Origin of the sequence: Actinophytocola xanthii, assembly GCF_001921205.1 — a bacterium.
GTDB lineage: Bacteria > Actinomycetota > Actinomycetes > Mycobacteriales > Pseudonocardiaceae > Actinophytocola > Actinophytocola xanthii.
Genome location: NZ_MSIE01000031.1, coordinates 101,348 through 115,365, shown reverse-complemented (window position 1 = coordinate 115,365; position 14,018 = coordinate 101,348). Strand labels below are relative to the sequence as shown.

Below are 14,018 nucleotides of genomic sequence, written 5' to 3'. Positions count from 1 at the left end.
TCGGAGGCGGTCAGGCCGGCTCGAGGGCCTGCCGCAGACCCGTCGGAAGGTCGACCAGTCCGGGCTCGGCCTCGTCGAGTGCCCCGAGTACGGCCTGGCTCAGCCGCCGGGCACGCTCGGGCGTGGTGTCGAGCTGCTCGGCCACCTCCTCGATGACCTGCTCCCCGTCGGGAGACTCGATCTCGCCGAGGGTGGTCGCGGCGTAGCGGGCAGTGTCCGGCAGGGCCGTCGCCAGGCGCTCGCGGGCCTCGTTCAGCATGTGCCGGGCGAAGGTCCCGGTCACCGCGGAGATCGCGGCGCGGGCGGTGTCGGCGTCGACGTCGGCACGTTGGCTGACCGACATGACGAGCTCACTGTGGTCGATCATCTGCTGGGCGTTCCTCCTCGGCCAGGCGCGCTGTCCGCGCGGTCCACCCCGTCTACCCCACGACCCGGCGGCCCAACCAGGTCAGGCGCGTTGACGCTCGTCCCGCTGCCGGACCAGCTCCTCGACCGCGCTCGGCAGCGTCGTCTCGAAGTCGATCAGCTTCGCCCAGGTCGGGGTGACCACGATCCGCACCATGCCGTCGTAGAGCGAGCGCACCTCCGCCTCCCAGTGCACCCGCTGCTCCCGCGTCATCTCGTAGCTGCCGTTCATCTGGAGGTACTCCGCCGGGATGCCGTCGACGACGTCCAGCTCGGCCCGGCCGCGGATGAGCAGGATCTTCGGCGGGTGCACCTCGGTGTCGATGGTCAGGGCCACCGCCGGGTTCGCCCGCAGCGAGGGGAGCTTCGGGGCGTTCTTCGTCGTGCACATGACGACCTCGGCGCCGTTCCAGGTGAACGCGATCGGGACGACGCGCGGCGTGCCGTCCTTGGCGACGTAGGCGAGGCGGGTCAGGTCGCGCGCCAACAGCTCCTGGCTGCCCGGCCGGTTCAGCACCTCGGTGATCTCGTTCGGTCGCACGGTGTCTCTCCCATCCTCGGTGTCGTTGCGCCCCGGGGACGGAGCGGGCAACCTGTTCTGGACATCCCGGTCCCTGTGACCTCCGCCACCCCGCACGGCGCGCGGGCGCACCCGCGCAACGCTGCATGATGGATCGCATGGCAGAACGTCCACGCCGCCGGACACCGCGGCAGGCCGAGGTGCGGCGCGTCGAGCGGCTCACCCCGCACATGACCCGGGTGGTGCTCGGCGGGCCCGGTCTCGACGGGTTCGGTGCAGGTGAGTACACCGACCACTACGTCAAGCTCCTGTTCCCCGGGGACGACCCCGAACGCCCCCGGATGCGCACCTACACGGTCCGCCGCTGGGACGCCCAGGCGGGCGAGCTGTGGCTCGACGTGCTCGTCCACGGCGACGCGGGGGTCGCCGGGCCGTGGGCGGCCCAGGCGAAGCCCGGCGACACGATCCAGCTCCTCGGCCCCGGTGGCGACTACGCACCCCGCGCTGACGTCGACTGGCACCTCCTCGCCGGCGACGAGAGCGCGCTGCCCGCCATCGCCGCCTCTCTCGAGCGCATGCCCGCCGACGCCCGGGCGCACGTGTTCATCGAGGTCGAGGGCCCTGAGGAGGAGCAGAAGCTGGAGGCCCCGGCCGACGCCACGATCATCTGGCTGCACCGCGGCGACGCGCCGGCCGGGTCCGCCCTCGTTCCGGCCGTCACCGCACTCGCGTTCCCCGCCGGCACCGGCCAGGCGTTCGTCCACGGCGAGGCCGGGTTCGTCAAGGAGCTCCGGCGCCTGCTGCTGGTCGAGCGGGCACTCCCCCGCGCCGACGTCTCGATCTCGGGCTACTGGCGCCTCGGGCACGACGAGGACCGCTGGCAGGCGACCAAACGCGACTGGAACCGCCAGGTGGAGGAGGAACAGGGCGTCTCCTGATCCACGGGTCGGGGGTTGGGCCGGCCCGCAGGGGGAACAGCTCAGCCATGGACACCGCGATCACGCTGGGCGTCGACGGTGAGGTGTACCGGCTCACCGTCGACACCAGGACGACGCTGCTCGACGCGCTGCGCGAGCAGCTGGACGTCACCAGCCCGAAGAAGGGCTGCGACCACGGTCAGTGCGGTGCCTGCACCGTCCTGGTCGGCGGTCGCCGGGTGCTGGCCTGCCTCGTCCTGGCCGGGACCGCCGACGGCGCGGAGGTCACCACGGCCGCGGGGCTCGCGGACGGCGACTCCCCGCACCCCGTGCAGCGGGCTTTCCTCGACAACGACGCCTTCCAGTGCGGCTACTGCACGCCCGGCCAGGTCTGCTCGGCGGCGGGCGTGCTCGACGAGCTCGCGGCCGGCTGGCCGAGCAACGTCACGGCCGACCTCACCACCGAGCCTGCGGCCAGCCGCGCCGAGATCGCCGAGCGGATGGCCGGCAACCTGTGCCGGTGCGGGGCCTACGTCAACATCGTCGCCGCCGTAGAACAAGCCGTCGAGCAGGCCACCGAACAGGCCACCGAACAGGCCGCCGAGCAGACGGCCGGGCAGGCGCGGCGATGAGGCCGTTCACCCTGGCGACGGCGACCGACGCCCGGGAGGCGGTCCGGCTGGTCGCGGGCGACCCGGACGCCGCGTTCCTCGCCGGCGGCACAAACCTCGTCGACCACCTCAAGCTGGGCGTCGCCACCCCCGGTGCGCTGGTCGACGTCACCCGGGCCACCTCGGCCGAGATCACCGACCTCGAGGGCGGCGGCCTGCGGGTCGGCGCAGCGGTGCGCAACAGCGACCTCGCGGCGGACCGGCGGGTGCGGGAGCGTCACCCGATGCTCGTGCGGTCCCTGCTGGGCGGGGCCTCGGGACAGCTGCGCAACATGGCGACCGTCGGCGGCAACCCGCTGCAACGCACCCGCTGCGTCTACTTCCAGGACGTGACCACCCCGTGCAACAAGCGGGAGCCCCGCTCGGGCTGCGGCGCCCGCGGCGGCTACACCCGCTACCACGCGGTCCTGGGCGCCTCCGAGCACTGCCTGGCCACGCACCCCTCGGACCTGGCCGTGGCGCTGGCCGCGCTGGACGCCACGGTCCACGTGCTCGGCGCCGACGGCGAGCGGTCACTGCCGTTCACCGAGCTGCACCGGCTGCCCGGCGACGAGCCGGAACGCGACACGACGCTGGCCCACGGCGAGCTGGTCACGGCGATCGACCTGCCGGCGCTGCCGCCGGCCACCCGCTCGACCTACCGCAAGGTACGCGACCGCGCGTCGTACGCCTTCGCGCTGGTCAGCGTGGCGGCCGCGGTCGAGCTCGAGGACGGCGAGGGCTGGGTCCGGGAGGCGCGGATCGCCCTGGGCGGCGTCGCGCACGTGCCGTGGCGGGCGCACCGGGCCGAGGCCGTCCTGCGCGGCGCCGAGCCGACCGAGGAGACCTTCCTCGCCGCGGCGGAGGCCGAGCTGGTCGACGCGCGGCCGCTGGACGGCCTCGACGGCGGCAACGCCTTCAAGGTCCCGTTGGTCACCCGAACGCTCGTGGCCACCCTGCGCGAGCTGACCCAGGAGCGTGAGTCGTGACCGACCCGTCCACCGAACAGCTCCGGCCCGTCGCGATCGGCAGCGACCTCGAGCGCCGCGACGGCTTCCCGAAGGTCACCGGCACGGCCCGCTACGCCTACGAGTCCGAGGCGGCGAGCCCCGCGTACTGCCGGCTCGTGCAGTCGACGGTCGCCCGGGGCCGGGTCGACTCGGTCGACACCGCCGCCGCCGAGGCGCTCGACGGGGTGCTGCTGGTCCGCACCGCGTTCGACGCCGAGTCGCTGGAGACCGACGACGGCGAGCTGGCCGTGCTGCAGAGCCGGGAGGTCGCCTTCCGCGGCCAGGTCGTCGGGATGGTCGTCGCCGACACCGCCGAGGCGGCACTGCGCGGCGCGGACCTCGTCGAGGTGGCCTACTCCCCCGCGCCCCACGACGTGGTCCTGCGCACCGGCCGCGGCGACCTCTACGCCCCGGAGAAGGTCAACCCCTCGTTCGAGACCGACACCTCCGACGGTGACATCGACGAGGCGGTGGCGACCGCCACGGCCGTCCTGGACCGGACGTACACGACCGCGATGTACCACAACAACCCGCTCGAGCCGCACGCGACGACCGCGTACTGGGACGGCGAGGCGCTCACCGTGTGGGACTCCACGCAGGGCGTGCACCCCACGCGGGCGGTGCTCGCCGACCTGTTCGGGCTCGACCGCGAGCGGGTGCGGGTGGTCTGCCCGTACGTCGGCGGCGGCTTCGGCTCCAAGGGCGAGCCGCACGTGCACGTCGTGCTGGCGGCGATGGCGGCGCGGGCGGTGCCGGGGCGGCACGTGCGGTTGGCGTTCACCCGCCAGCAGATGTTCGCGCTGGCCGGCTACCGCACACCGACGATCCAGCGGATGCGCCTGGCGGCCGACCAGAGCGGCCGGCTGGCCGGGATCGCCATCGACGTCGTGGAGCAGACGGCGAAGGTCAAGGAGTTCGCCGAGCAGACCGGTGTGCCGACCCGGATGATGTACGCCGCGCCCCACCGGTCGACGACCCACCGGCTGGCCGCCCTGGACGTGCCGGCGCCGTCGTGGATGCGGGCGCCCGGCGAGTGCCCCGGCATGTTCGGTCCCGAGGTGGCCATGGACGAGCTGGCCGAGGAGCTGGGCATCGACCCGGTGGAGCTGCGGGTGCGCAACGAGCCCGAGGTCGACCCGGAGTCGGGCCTGCCGTGGTCGAGCCGCAACCTCGTCGCGTGCCTGCGCGAGGGCGCCGACCGGTTCGGCTGGGCCGACCGCGACCCGCGCCCGGGCCTGCGCGAGGAGGACGGGTGGCTGGTGGGGACCGGGGTCGCGTCCTCGGTGTACCCGGTGAACCGGATGGCCGACTCGACGGCGACGATCCGCCGCGAGCAGGGCCGCTACGTGGTGGAGATCGGCGCGGCGGACCTGGGCACGGGGACGTGGACCACGCTCGCCCAGATCGCCGCGGACGCGCTGGAGGTGGACGTCGCCGAGGTGACGATGCGCATCGGCGACACGGCGTACCCGATCGCGTCGGTCGCCGGTGGGTCATCCGGCATGACCACCTGGGGTTCGGCGGTGGTGAACGCGGCCCGCGCGTTCCGCGAGAAGTTCGGCCCCGAGCCGCCCGAGGACGCGGAGGCGCAGGGCAGCACCGAGGACAACCCGGCGACCGAGCGGTTCGCGATGTACGCCTTCGGCGCACAGTTCGCGCAGGCCAGGGTGAACCGCGACACCGGGGAGGTGCGGGTGCCGCGCCTGCTCGGCGTGTTCGCGGCCGGCCGGATCATCAACCCGCGCACGGCCCGGTCACAGCTCATCGGCGGCATGACGATGGGGCTGTCGATGGCGCTGCACGAGCAGAGCGTGCTCGACCCCCGGTTCGGCCACGTGGTGAACCACGACCTGGCCGAGTACCACATCGCGACGTGCGCCGACGTGGCGGAGATCGAGGCGCGGTGGCTGGAGGAGCACGACCCGCACGTGAACCCGATGGGCAGCAAGGGAATCGGCGAGATCGGCATCGTGGGGACCGCCGCCGCCGTCGCCAACGCCGTCCACCACGCGACGGGGGTCCGGGTGCGCAACCTGCCGATCACCCTGGACAAGCTGCTACCCGCACTGGCCGGCTAGCGCCGCACCCACCCCACCAGCTCGGCCAACGCGGCCGGGCTGAGCGGCATCACGGACTCGGGATGCTTGCTGTCCGGAGCGCCGTGAGGTCGTGCCGCACCTGCACGCAGTTGCCGCCCGATCCGGAGAAGGTAGAGCTACGCCACATGGTCGACTTCGTCACGGGTCCGCACCGAGCGCACCAGGCTCACCAGCGCCGCTCGGCTCACCGGCATGACGACCTCGCGATGCTTGCTGTCCCGAACGGCGGCGAGGTCTCCTCGGATCTCGACACAGTTTCCGTCGGCCGCGGAGAAGGTAGAGCTACGCCACATGATCACATCTCCTTCAGCAGTGCCTGCAACATAGCCTGGCTTTCAGCGCTCGAAAGAGCAAGGTCATGCAGCAGTTTCAACCTTCGGGTGTAAAGGTCGACTCGGTCATCCTGCAGGTACAGCCCGCCACCCAGGACCTCGACGTTCACTACCGGCTCGGCGCCCGGGAACGTCATGTAGTGCCAACTGTGAAACAGCAGGCTGAGGGGCCGCGCACGGAGAATCCGAAGACCAATCCCTCGGTCGCGTGCGCCGACCAGGTGCCTGATCTGCTCCTTGTGTACCTGAGGCCCGCCGAACGGAACGTGTAGAGCCGTTTCGTAGACGAAGGCGGTGTAATCGATCTTTCCGAGGATCTCCTGCCTGCGCTGCCGCGCGATCCAGCGGAAGTCGACGTCCTCAGGAGGTACGCCGTCTGAGCGAATAAGTGCGCGGGCGTACGGTTCGACCTGCAACAGGCCGGGGATGAGCATCACGGCCCAGTCCGTCAGACTGTCGGCCTCGGCGGCATAGCTGGCGAGCACGCCCATCTCCGGCGGCACCCCGGGAAGCGGGCGCTCCCACCACCCGCCGCTGTCGCCGGACTTGACGAACTCGATCAGCTCCTTGCGTTCGCTCGAAGGGATCCGGTACGCGGTGGCGATCACCGCCACCTCCTCCGACGAGACCCCCCGCTTCCCGGTCTCGATACGGCACAACGTCGCCGGGCTCAGCCCCGTGACTTTCGCCGCCTTCTCCAGATTGAGCTTGGCGCGCGTCTGCCGCAGTCCCCGGAGACGCATTCCGACCTGCCGATCCCGTGGCGTCGCTGCCCTGTTTGCCATAAAGTCTCCTTTCAATTACTGAAAGGTCAGCCACCTTTCTCCAGCCGAACTCTATCGGTGAATTCCTCAGTGCACATCCGGATGTCCTCGAGACCGCACCTTCGCGCTGGCCGGACCCGGGAGCCTCACGGGTACCGTCGCCGGGGCCGCGCCGTGGGGGCGCGCACAGCGAAAATGGGGGATCGGATGGCACTCCGCCAGGTCACAAGCCCGGATTTCCAGGGGTTTCTTTACTACGAGGACGACCGGGTACCGGACTCATTGTTCGAGCCCGACCGGGACGGGCGCGAGAACTGCTACGTGGACCTCAAGCACGACAACGTCCTGGTGTACTACTTCCCGGACACGGGCCAGTACCAGTACGACAGCGACCTCATCTGGGACCCGGTGGCCAACCGCACGTTCACCTACTACGACGGTTGGTACGTCGCGACCGACAACAGCGGGTACTACGCCTACGACGGCGTGTACTACCAGCCCTACGTCCAGGAAATCGCTCCCGACCCGGAGCCGGTCGCCATCGACACCGACCTCACCACGGCGGAGACCTGGCTCACCAAGAACTTCGCCACCTCCCGGGCCAATGCCGTGAACCTGATCCAGGGGTACCGGTTCTCCGACAAGCAGGCGGCCTGGCGGATGTTCGACTACTGGAACGCCGTGTATCCCGCCCAGGAGATCAGCCACGCCGAGGTCGAGCTGAAGCCGCAGAACAGACCGACCTCGTCAAGGCGCAGGAGCTGGCGCCGAAGATCATGCGGACCGAGTTCACGTCCAGGAGCTACGCGCTCGCCGACGTGCCCGCCGCCGGCACGCCAATCCCACTGCCCTCCGACGAGGAGGTCATGGGCAACCTCGACTACTACTGGCGCGGCAAGGGCGACGAGATGGGCGGCGACGCGGCGGATCGCAAGGTCGAGAAGCACAGCATCGATCCCGTCGGGGCCTACCGGTTCGCCCGGCAGTACAGCACCCGCTGGTTCCGGCAACGGCACAACAGCAACCACCTGATCTTCCACGACTACCCCGACAACGAGGTCATCCACATGGCCGTCTGGGACTGGACCAACGGAACCATGGTCACCTTCTACGACATCGCCCCCAGCCAGGCCGGTGACCCCGTCACCTACCTGCGCGACAAGGGCATGGCGATCTGACCCCAGCACCTCAGGTCGGGGCGGCCGGGGCCGTTCGCCTGTCCGTCGTCCCCGCTGGCCAAACGCCCAGCGAAACGCTAGCGTTTCGTTATGGCTGCCCGCACCCGGAGCGACGTTCGCGAAGCGGCGATCCTGACCGCGACGATGGCCCTGCTCGGTGAGCTGGGCTACGACCGGCTGACCGTGGAGGCGGTCGCCGGCCGGGCCGGGGCGAGCAAGGCCACCGTCTACCGGCGTTGGGCTGGCAAGGCCGACCTGGTCGCGGCGGCCGTGGGCCGGTACGCGGGCGCCGCGCTCGCGTACCCGCCGCCCAGCGGCGACCTGCGCGCCGACCTGCTCGCCCTGGTGGACGCCCTGCGCAAGAGCCTGCTCGACCAGGACGCCGCCCTCGTCCTCGGCCTACTCGCGGCGATGCGGCACGACGCGGCGCTGGCAGGTGTCGTGCGCCGGATCGTCCTGGACCACAAGCGGGAGGCCTTCGCCGCGGTGCTCCCCCCGTCGGCCGACCACGGGTGGCTCGCCGAGCTCACCTCGGCCGCGCTGCTGTCCCGCCTGCTCGTGACCGGCGAACCACTGGACGAGGAGTTCCTCGCCAAGCTCGTCGACACCGTCCTGCTCCCCCAACTCGAGGAACCGCGATGTGGCACCTGATCCTGTTCGGCCTGCTCGGCGGCCTGCTCGCCGGCAACGCCCTGCCCCACTTCGTCCGCGGCATCACCCGGCGGCCGTACCCGTGCCTGTTCGGCAACGGACCCGTGCCCAACCTGCTCGCCGGCTGGTCCGGCTTCGTCCTCGCGGCACTGTGCCTGTGGTGGGCGGACCTGCCGGCCCACCCCCTCGCCGCGTTCGTTGCGGTCAGCGCGGGTGTTCTGCTGATCGGCCTGTTCCACGCGGGTCCGGGCGCCTTCGGCCGCCCGGACAGAACTGGCGAATCCGCGGGGTGATCGGACCTAACGGACCGAACGCGCTCAGAGCGGACCGCACATGCGGACGAGGGGCCGCACGCGGTGTCCCGGTGCAGCCGCTAGCCAGACCAGTGTGATCGCGAGGGAGGCAGCAGGGTCACCGACAGGGTGGGTAGCTCGTGCCGCAGGACGGTCACGTCGCGCGGGTCGTCGGTGGTCAGTTCGAGTTTCCTCAGATTCTTCAGACCGAACAGAACGGTCACGTCAGGGACGCGGGTGTCCGTGAGATCCAGGTGCCGCAGGCGCGTCGCGCTGCCGATCGCGTCGAAGTCGATCCCCCTACTGCTGCGAAGGGCCAGTTCGACGAGGTGACCGGACCAGCGTTCGATACCGTCGAGGCTTCGAAGGCGGGGACATTCCTCGAGCGTCAGGGACTCGAGCCGGTCGACGAACGCGAGCGGGGCCAGATCGACGAGGTCCCGAACATAGGTCAGCGAGAGCCCCGTGAGTTGCCAGCCTGGGGCGACCGGCTCCAACTGGGTGACCGAGATCCCGGAAAGGTCAAGCTCCTGTACGGAGGTCAGCCGCCGCACGTGCTCCAACCCACGCGCGTTCGCACCCTCGATCTCGACCCGCCGCACCTTGGACAGCGGCGGTTCGTCACCGATGGCGATGGTGTACTCGTCGTTCGCCTCCACCGCCTCCACCCGAACCGACTCGACGTGGGGTGGAAGAAGGTCGATGCCGAAGGGAAGGTGCGGGCTTGGTCTGATGGTGACGTACTCGGCAAGGGGAAGGTGCTTCAGCGCGGACATCTTCACCTCGCTGTCGACATCGACGCGCTCCATGACCGGCAGGCGGGCGAGTACCGATGTCGCATAGGCCTCGTCATCAAACCGGGCGGAGCTTCGAATCACCTCCTCCCGCACGTCCACGCGGTCGTCGGAACAGTATCGGGCGATGATGGGTATCGCCGCCGCGAGCCCTGTCTCGGCGAGCGCGCGAATGGTGGCGACCGTTTCCCGTGTTGTGCGCGGCTGGGCTTTCGCCAGCAGGTCGAGAACGAACTCCCCTGCAGACCCGAAGACCCTGGCGGCGGACAACGACTTCGGCGGCAGCAACGCCTCCACCCGCCGTTCGATTCTCTGACGCAGGTCGGTGCCGAGCTCGGGAGTGGTCTCCAGACACGCCACCGCGAGCAGGGCGAGCGCATCGCCTTCGTTCTCGCCGGCTCTGGACAAGAGGCCGTTCAACAGCTCCTCCCGCTGGTTGAACGAGGCATGTCCGGCGGCCATGATGACCACCTCGTGCCACTGATCGAAATGAGCGTGGGCGATGAGCTGACCCACATCGTCGGCGTTCATGATCGCCGTCCGGGCCGCCAGATACTCCTGGAAGGTCCGATGAATGAAATCCGTTCTCCCCGTGACAGACTCGCGAAGAAGCCCGGAACGCTCGAGGAGATGCCGGTAAACGGCGATCGGTTCGGCCTGGATCTGTGGCATCAACGCGAGGCGTCTACCCAGCTGCGCGATCGCCCTGTCGGTCTCGATATCGGTGCGGGCGTTCCGAATCAACCAGTAGGCCAGATCGCCTAGGAGGAGGATCTTCTCGATCCGATCGAGCCCTTTCGGTGGCGGAATCTTCCGCTCCGCGTCGCGGCGCTCCAACAACATCTGAAGGGCGACGTCGTACAACTCAAGGCGGTTGGTCGGCAGTGCCGCTCGACGGTCCTTGTACAACGCGCACAGTAACGCGCACAGCAGCGGATATCCGGCCAGTTTGCGGAGGTACCCGCTCGAACCGAGCTGTTGCACCAGGCCTTTCTCATAACTGTCGATCTCGGCACGGGACACGTCGTCGACGCAGAGGGAGCGGATCGCGTCGTGCCATCGGCCGACGAAGGTTCGGACGTCGGTCTGGTTCATCTGCTCCAGGTCCACCACCGGGAAGTCGATCTCGCGGAGCCAGTTGTCGCTCGGCGCGCCTGGTCTCGACGTCACCACGAACCGCGCCCGTGAGAAGGTCGTCACCAGGTCGTTCAGCCATGCCCTGGCCTCCTCGCGGCGGCCGATCGGGAACTCGTCCACGCCGTCGACCAGAACGATGGCCCGGCCGGACCGGAGTTGCTCGTGGATCCATACCTTCGGCATCTGTTCGACGATGTGGCGGCCGACCTCGTCCATGAAGCGCTCGGGCGTCGGAAGCGGGCCGTCGCTGTAGCGGCGAAGCGGCAGGAAGAAGGGGACGGTCCTGTTCCAGTCCCGCAACTGATGGGTAAAGTCTCCCCGAGCGCTCCGCACCGCTATCCACTGGAGGAGCGTGGTCTTACCCAAACCCGCCTCACCGCGGATGAACAGTCGCCGTCTGCCGGCGAGGAGGTCCTCGATCCGAAAGGTGGCTCTGGAGGATCCGTTGCCCGTGGAGGCCGTCAGGCTGATATAGGAGACCGAAAGGGGGTACCGTCGCGTGTCGTTGGCCAGGGTGATGCCGAAGATTTCGACCTGATCGAGCTTCCGAGCGACGAGCTGTCGATAGTCGTACTCGAACCCGTCGCCGCGGTCGCGTTGCGGAAGCCGAGACAGGACCTCACGGATCTCTTCCAGGATCTGGGTGTCCCGACGCAACAGTTCGACCAGGACCGCGTTCGAGAATTCCGGCAACCCACGTGATATCTCGATGACGTATCCGCAGCACTCGCGGAGGAGCAGGTCATACAACGACCTGCCGTCCGCCGAGAGCAGCGCGGTGGGATCGGAAGAACGCCCTCGGACCGACTTGTCGAGGTGGCCGGCGTCCAGGTCGGCGGCGAACAGCTCGGCCTCGAGGAAGACCGCGTTGTCCAGTGTGCTCTGCACCGCGTCAACGGCGGCCAGCCGCTCGTTCTCCGCAAGCCCTCGGAATTCCCGCTCCAGGATCGGCTCGAGTCGGTCGACGACCGAATCGGCGAAGTTTTCCAGCAACCGGTTGAGCTTGCGTTTGTCGCGGTGAGATGACAGCTGCTGCGAGAGGTAGTCCACCGCGCTCGAACCGGCTTCTGCGGCTACCTGGTGGTTCCCCAACCACAACTTGGTCGCGGTGCGGACAGCAGACGTTCCCAGCATGATCAGGGCGGCCTCGACTGTCATTCGCCCATTCAACAGGGTCCGGTAGTTCTCATCCACCGGTTCGACAGCGCCGTGTCCCCGCTGACGCCGACTCGGGATGGCTGACCAAGGTCAGCCCCGGACTCCATAGTTGGTCAGGCAGCACTCGTCCCTGTGCCGCTCGCGACCGCGGCGTTCGCCGTAGCCCGAGTGGTTCACGCCGGGCTCCTCGTGCCAGGTCCAGCCGCCGACGGTCCTGCCGTCGACCGGGACCGGCTCGCCGGTGTGGTCGAACAGCGCCCAGTGAGCGTGCGGGCGGTTGGCGAAGCCGCCGCAGGGCAGCTCCGCGCCGATGACCCCGAGGACCTCGTAGGCGACGACCCAGGAGCCGTCGGGGACATCGGTGAGCTCGACCTGGTGGATGTAGCCGGTCGTCAGGCCGTGGGGATGGCGCACCTGAATGTAGGGGTTCACCGTGGAGCAGAAGCGGTACAGGTAGCCGCCGGCGGACGCGCGGACCACGCCGTCGTCGTTCCTGTCGTAGAAGTCGACGGCGTTCTGGACGATGTCGCTCGGGTTCGGCTGCGGATACCGTGCACCCCCTGGTGCAGCCACCCACCTTCGCCCTTCCGCCAGGGCAGGGCCAGCCCGGTGGGCCGACCGGACCCGGCCGGCCGCGTCGTCGCGGCGAGGGTGGCGCGCTCACCGTCGTCGACGAACAACGCGTCCGGCGCCGCACGGGCGAGGCGCGTGAACTCATCGCCGCCCTCGAGCGCGACGTGCCAGGAACCGTCGGCCGCGCGTTCGGCGAAGAACAGCGATGTCACCGGGGTGGCCACCACGCCGTCGGGGACCGGGAAGACGGTGCCGCCGAACACCCAGTCACCGGCGGCGGATCATGATTCTTCCCCGGTGGGGCAGGACACGACGACCATGCCCGGTACCCACAACCACCACGGTTGCGGTGCCGTATGCGTTCTTGGCTACGCCGCCGAAATGCCGCAGGTGTCGTCCGGAACTACCGGGCCCGCAGCGTGACCGGTCCGAACTCGCCGAACGCGCACGCGCCGCCCGGGCCTCGGTCGCAGGCGTAGCCGCCGCCGAGCACCTGTACCCGGCCGCGGGCGAACTGCCCGGCGACGCTGTCGACCGTGGCCGAGTAAGCGTGGGCGGCACCGTCGCACACGGTCAGGTAGATGTAGCCGTAGCCAGTGATGTCGGTCGACCCCGCCTCCTGCGTGACGGTCAGGTCGACCACGCCGTCGGAGTCCGGCGAGAACGGGCCGCAGACGTACTGGCCGGTCAGCACGAGCTGCGCACCGCCGGAGGCCAGCCGGGCCGCGGTCGCCGACACCTGCAGGACCGGGTCGGCGGCCGCCGCGCCGCCGCTGCCGACCACGGCGGCCACCACGGCCGCCAGCACCACACCGAACCGGACCAGTCCACGCCTCATCGCCGCCGCCTTCCGCCGTGACCGGGGTTCTCACCGTCTCGCGGGCGGGGCGCCGCGACAAGACAGCGTTCGGCGCAACGGGTACCTCCCCGGCGGAGCCGAGGTCAGCGCAGGATGTGGCAGAACGCGGGCAGCGCCTTGCGAATGTCGAAGCTGCCGTCCATCGCCTCACGCACCGGGTGCGGCCCGGCGGAGAAGAGGATCTTCCCGGTCTGGCCGTCGATGAGGATCGGCCCGCGGTCCACCAGGTGCTCCTCGCCCCGGCGCACGGTCACCGAGGTGCCGACGATGAAGGTGTGCTTACGCAGCCCCGTCTCCGGGTCGAACACGTGCGTCTGCACGAAGTCCACCGGGCTGTCGGGCAGCGTCAGGCCGGTGACCGTGTTGCGGACGGTGTTGTCCTCGGTGATGTGCTGGACCACCTTCACCCGGCGGCCGGCCTCGTCGAAGAACGTCCAGATGTCCGCGTGCAGATCGATGTTCCACTCGACGCCGTAGTCACCGCACGCCGTCGGGTCGCTGTGCACGGTCTGCAGATCGGTCTCGGTCATCGTCGGCGGCGGCGGTGCCGCGCCGGCCGGTGCCGCCAGGCCGAACAGGGCGACCGCCGTCGCCGCCGCCAGTACGCTTCCACGTCGAACCCACGTCATCGCGACCCCCAATGTCCACTCGACTGGCACCCAACCTATCCGGCGCCGC

General features: G+C 69.9%; 15 protein-coding genes and 1 pseudogene. 7 read left to right on the top strand and 9 right to left on the bottom strand.

The genetic code is table 11. The features are described 5' to 3' along the window. Positions 1 to 10: 10 nt before the first annotated feature. Together BU204_RS17960 and BU204_RS17955 are read right to left on the bottom strand one after the other, a co-directional pair. Positions 11 to 385: pseudogene (locus BU204_RS17960) on the bottom strand (DUF2267 domain-containing protein); the annotation flags it as partial. Positions 386 to 448: 63 nt separating this feature from the next. Next, positions 449 to 946, bottom strand: coding sequence for a pyridoxamine 5'-phosphate oxidase family protein (locus tag BU204_RS17955; protein ID WP_075126841.1), 498 nt, complete (start codon positions 944 to 946; stop codon positions 449 to 451). A gap of 137 nt (positions 947 to 1,083) precedes the next feature. Here BU204_RS17955 and BU204_RS17950 point away from each other — a divergent pair, with 137 nt between their 5' ends. From BU204_RS17950 to BU204_RS17935, 4 genes are read left to right on the top strand one after another with little or no spacing between them, the layout of a single operon-like run. Next, positions 1,084 to 1,863 carry a siderophore-interacting protein gene (locus tag BU204_RS17950; protein WP_075126840.1) on the top strand — a complete coding sequence of 260 codons (780 nt, stop codon included), beginning with the start codon at positions 1,084 to 1,086 and terminating at the stop codon, positions 1,861 to 1,863. A gap of 47 nt (positions 1,864 to 1,910) precedes the next feature. Continuing rightward, positions 1,911 to 2,474, top strand: a complete 564-nt coding sequence (locus BU204_RS17945) for a (2Fe-2S)-binding protein (RefSeq protein WP_075126839.1) — start codon at positions 1,911 to 1,913, stop codon at positions 2,472 to 2,474. Further along, the gene (locus BU204_RS17940) at positions 2,471 to 3,481 is read left to right on the top strand and encodes an FAD binding domain-containing protein (RefSeq protein WP_075126838.1); all 1,011 of its coding nucleotides are present in this window, start codon (positions 2,471 to 2,473) and stop codon (positions 3,479 to 3,481) included. Before BU204_RS17945 ends, BU204_RS17940 begins: the two co-directional genes overlap by 4 nt. Further along, on the top strand, positions 3,478 to 5,580 hold the full coding sequence (locus tag BU204_RS17935) for a xanthine dehydrogenase family protein molybdopterin-binding subunit (protein WP_075126837.1): 2,103 nt from the start codon (positions 3,478 to 3,480) through the stop codon (positions 5,578 to 5,580). The genes BU204_RS17940 and BU204_RS17935 overlap by 4 nt, the downstream gene beginning before the upstream one ends. 137 nt (positions 5,581 to 5,717) lie before the next feature. On the opposite strand, the gene BU204_RS17930 is transcribed toward BU204_RS17935, so the two are convergent. The 3 genes from BU204_RS17930 to BU204_RS39175 form a co-directional block, all read right to left on the bottom strand. Continuing rightward, entirely contained in the window at positions 5,718 to 5,894 is a 177-nt protein-coding gene (locus BU204_RS17930; RefSeq protein WP_083661406.1) for a DUF397 domain-containing protein, read from the bottom strand. A 2-nt stretch (positions 5,895 to 5,896) separates the two neighbouring features. After that, positions 5,897 to 6,718, bottom strand: a complete 822-nt coding sequence (locus BU204_RS17925; RefSeq protein ID WP_083661405.1) for a helix-turn-helix domain-containing protein — start codon at positions 6,716 to 6,718, stop codon at positions 5,897 to 5,899. A gap of 258 nt (positions 6,719 to 6,976) precedes the next feature. Further along, positions 6,977 to 7,405 carry a hypothetical protein gene (locus BU204_RS39175; protein WP_143229570.1) on the bottom strand — a complete coding sequence of 143 codons (429 nt, stop codon included), beginning with the start codon at positions 7,403 to 7,405 and terminating at the stop codon, positions 6,977 to 6,979. Positions 7,406 to 7,473: 68 nt separating this feature from the next. Here BU204_RS39175 and BU204_RS17920 point away from each other — a divergent pair, with 68 nt between their 5' ends. The 3 genes from BU204_RS17920 to BU204_RS17910 all read left to right on the top strand — a co-directional run bounded on the left by BU204_RS17920 (position 7,474) and on the right by BU204_RS17910 (position 8,819). Then, the gene (locus BU204_RS17920; protein WP_075126835.1) at positions 7,474 to 7,875 is read left to right on the top strand and encodes a hypothetical protein; all 402 of its coding nucleotides are present in this window, start codon (positions 7,474 to 7,476) and stop codon (positions 7,873 to 7,875) included. 90 nt (positions 7,876 to 7,965) lie between these two features. Continuing rightward, entirely contained in the window at positions 7,966 to 8,526 is a 561-nt protein-coding gene (locus BU204_RS17915; RefSeq protein WP_075126834.1) for a TetR/AcrR family transcriptional regulator, read from the top strand. Next, a complete protein-coding gene (locus BU204_RS17910) occupies positions 8,514 to 8,819 on the top strand; it encodes a hypothetical protein (RefSeq protein WP_075126833.1) in 306 nt (101 codons plus the stop codon). Before BU204_RS17915 ends, BU204_RS17910 begins: the two co-directional genes overlap by 13 nt. Before the next feature lie 80 nt (positions 8,820 to 8,899). On the opposite strand, the gene BU204_RS17905 is transcribed toward BU204_RS17910, so the two are convergent. From BU204_RS17905 to BU204_RS17890, 4 genes are all read right to left on the bottom strand, one after another. Beyond that, positions 8,900 to 11,908 (bottom strand): NACHT domain-containing protein, encoded by a 3,009-nt coding sequence (locus BU204_RS17905; RefSeq protein ID WP_075126832.1) that lies wholly within the window; start codon positions 11,906 to 11,908, stop codon positions 8,900 to 8,902. 90 nt (positions 11,909 to 11,998) lie between these two features. Further along, complete coding sequence (locus BU204_RS17900) at positions 11,999 to 12,481, bottom strand: M23 family metallopeptidase (protein ID WP_075126831.1); 483 nt, start codon at positions 12,479 to 12,481, stop codon at positions 11,999 to 12,001. 403 nt (positions 12,482 to 12,884) lie between these two features. Further along, on the bottom strand, positions 12,885 to 13,319 hold the full coding sequence (locus tag BU204_RS17895) for a hypothetical protein (RefSeq protein WP_075126830.1): 435 nt from the start codon (positions 13,317 to 13,319) through the stop codon (positions 12,885 to 12,887). Positions 13,320 to 13,423: 104 nt separating this feature from the next. Beyond that, the gene (locus tag BU204_RS17890; RefSeq protein WP_075126829.1) at positions 13,424 to 13,969 is read right to left on the bottom strand and encodes a hypothetical protein; all 546 of its coding nucleotides are present in this window, start codon (positions 13,967 to 13,969) and stop codon (positions 13,424 to 13,426) included. Between the last annotated feature and the right edge of the window lie 49 nt (positions 13,970 to 14,018).

Coding starts and splice junctions, on each gene's coding strand:
- BU204_RS17940 (WP_075126838.1), top strand. CDS start 2,471: ATGAGGCCGTTCACCCTGGCGACGGCGACCGACGCCCGGGAGGCGGTC.
- BU204_RS17920 (WP_075126835.1), top strand. CDS start 7,474: ATGCGGACCGAGTTCACGTCCAGGAGCTACGCGCTCGCCGACGTGCCC.
- BU204_RS17915 (WP_075126834.1), top strand. CDS start 7,966: ATGGCTGCCCGCACCCGGAGCGACGTTCGCGAAGCGGCGATCCTGACC.
- BU204_RS17890 (WP_075126829.1), bottom strand. CDS start 13,969: ATGACGTGGGTTCGACGTGGAAGCGTACTGGCGGCGGCGACGGCGGTC.
- BU204_RS17905 (WP_075126832.1), bottom strand. CDS start 11,908: ATGACAGTCGAGGCCGCCCTGATCATGCTGGGAACGTCTGCTGTCCGC.
- BU204_RS17950 (WP_075126840.1), top strand. CDS start 1,084: ATGGCAGAACGTCCACGCCGCCGGACACCGCGGCAGGCCGAGGTGCGG.
- BU204_RS17910 (WP_075126833.1), top strand. CDS start 8,514: ATGTGGCACCTGATCCTGTTCGGCCTGCTCGGCGGCCTGCTCGCCGGC.
- BU204_RS17925 (WP_083661405.1), bottom strand. CDS start 6,718: ATGGCAAACAGGGCAGCGACGCCACGGGATCGGCAGGTCGGAATGCGT.
- BU204_RS17945 (WP_075126839.1), top strand. CDS start 1,911: ATGGACACCGCGATCACGCTGGGCGTCGACGGTGAGGTGTACCGGCTC.
- BU204_RS17930 (WP_083661406.1), bottom strand. CDS start 5,894: ATGTGGCGTAGCTCTACCTTCTCCGCGGCCGACGGAAACTGTGTCGAG.
- BU204_RS17895 (WP_075126830.1), bottom strand. CDS start 13,319: ATGAGGCGTGGACTGGTCCGGTTCGGTGTGGTGCTGGCGGCCGTGGTG.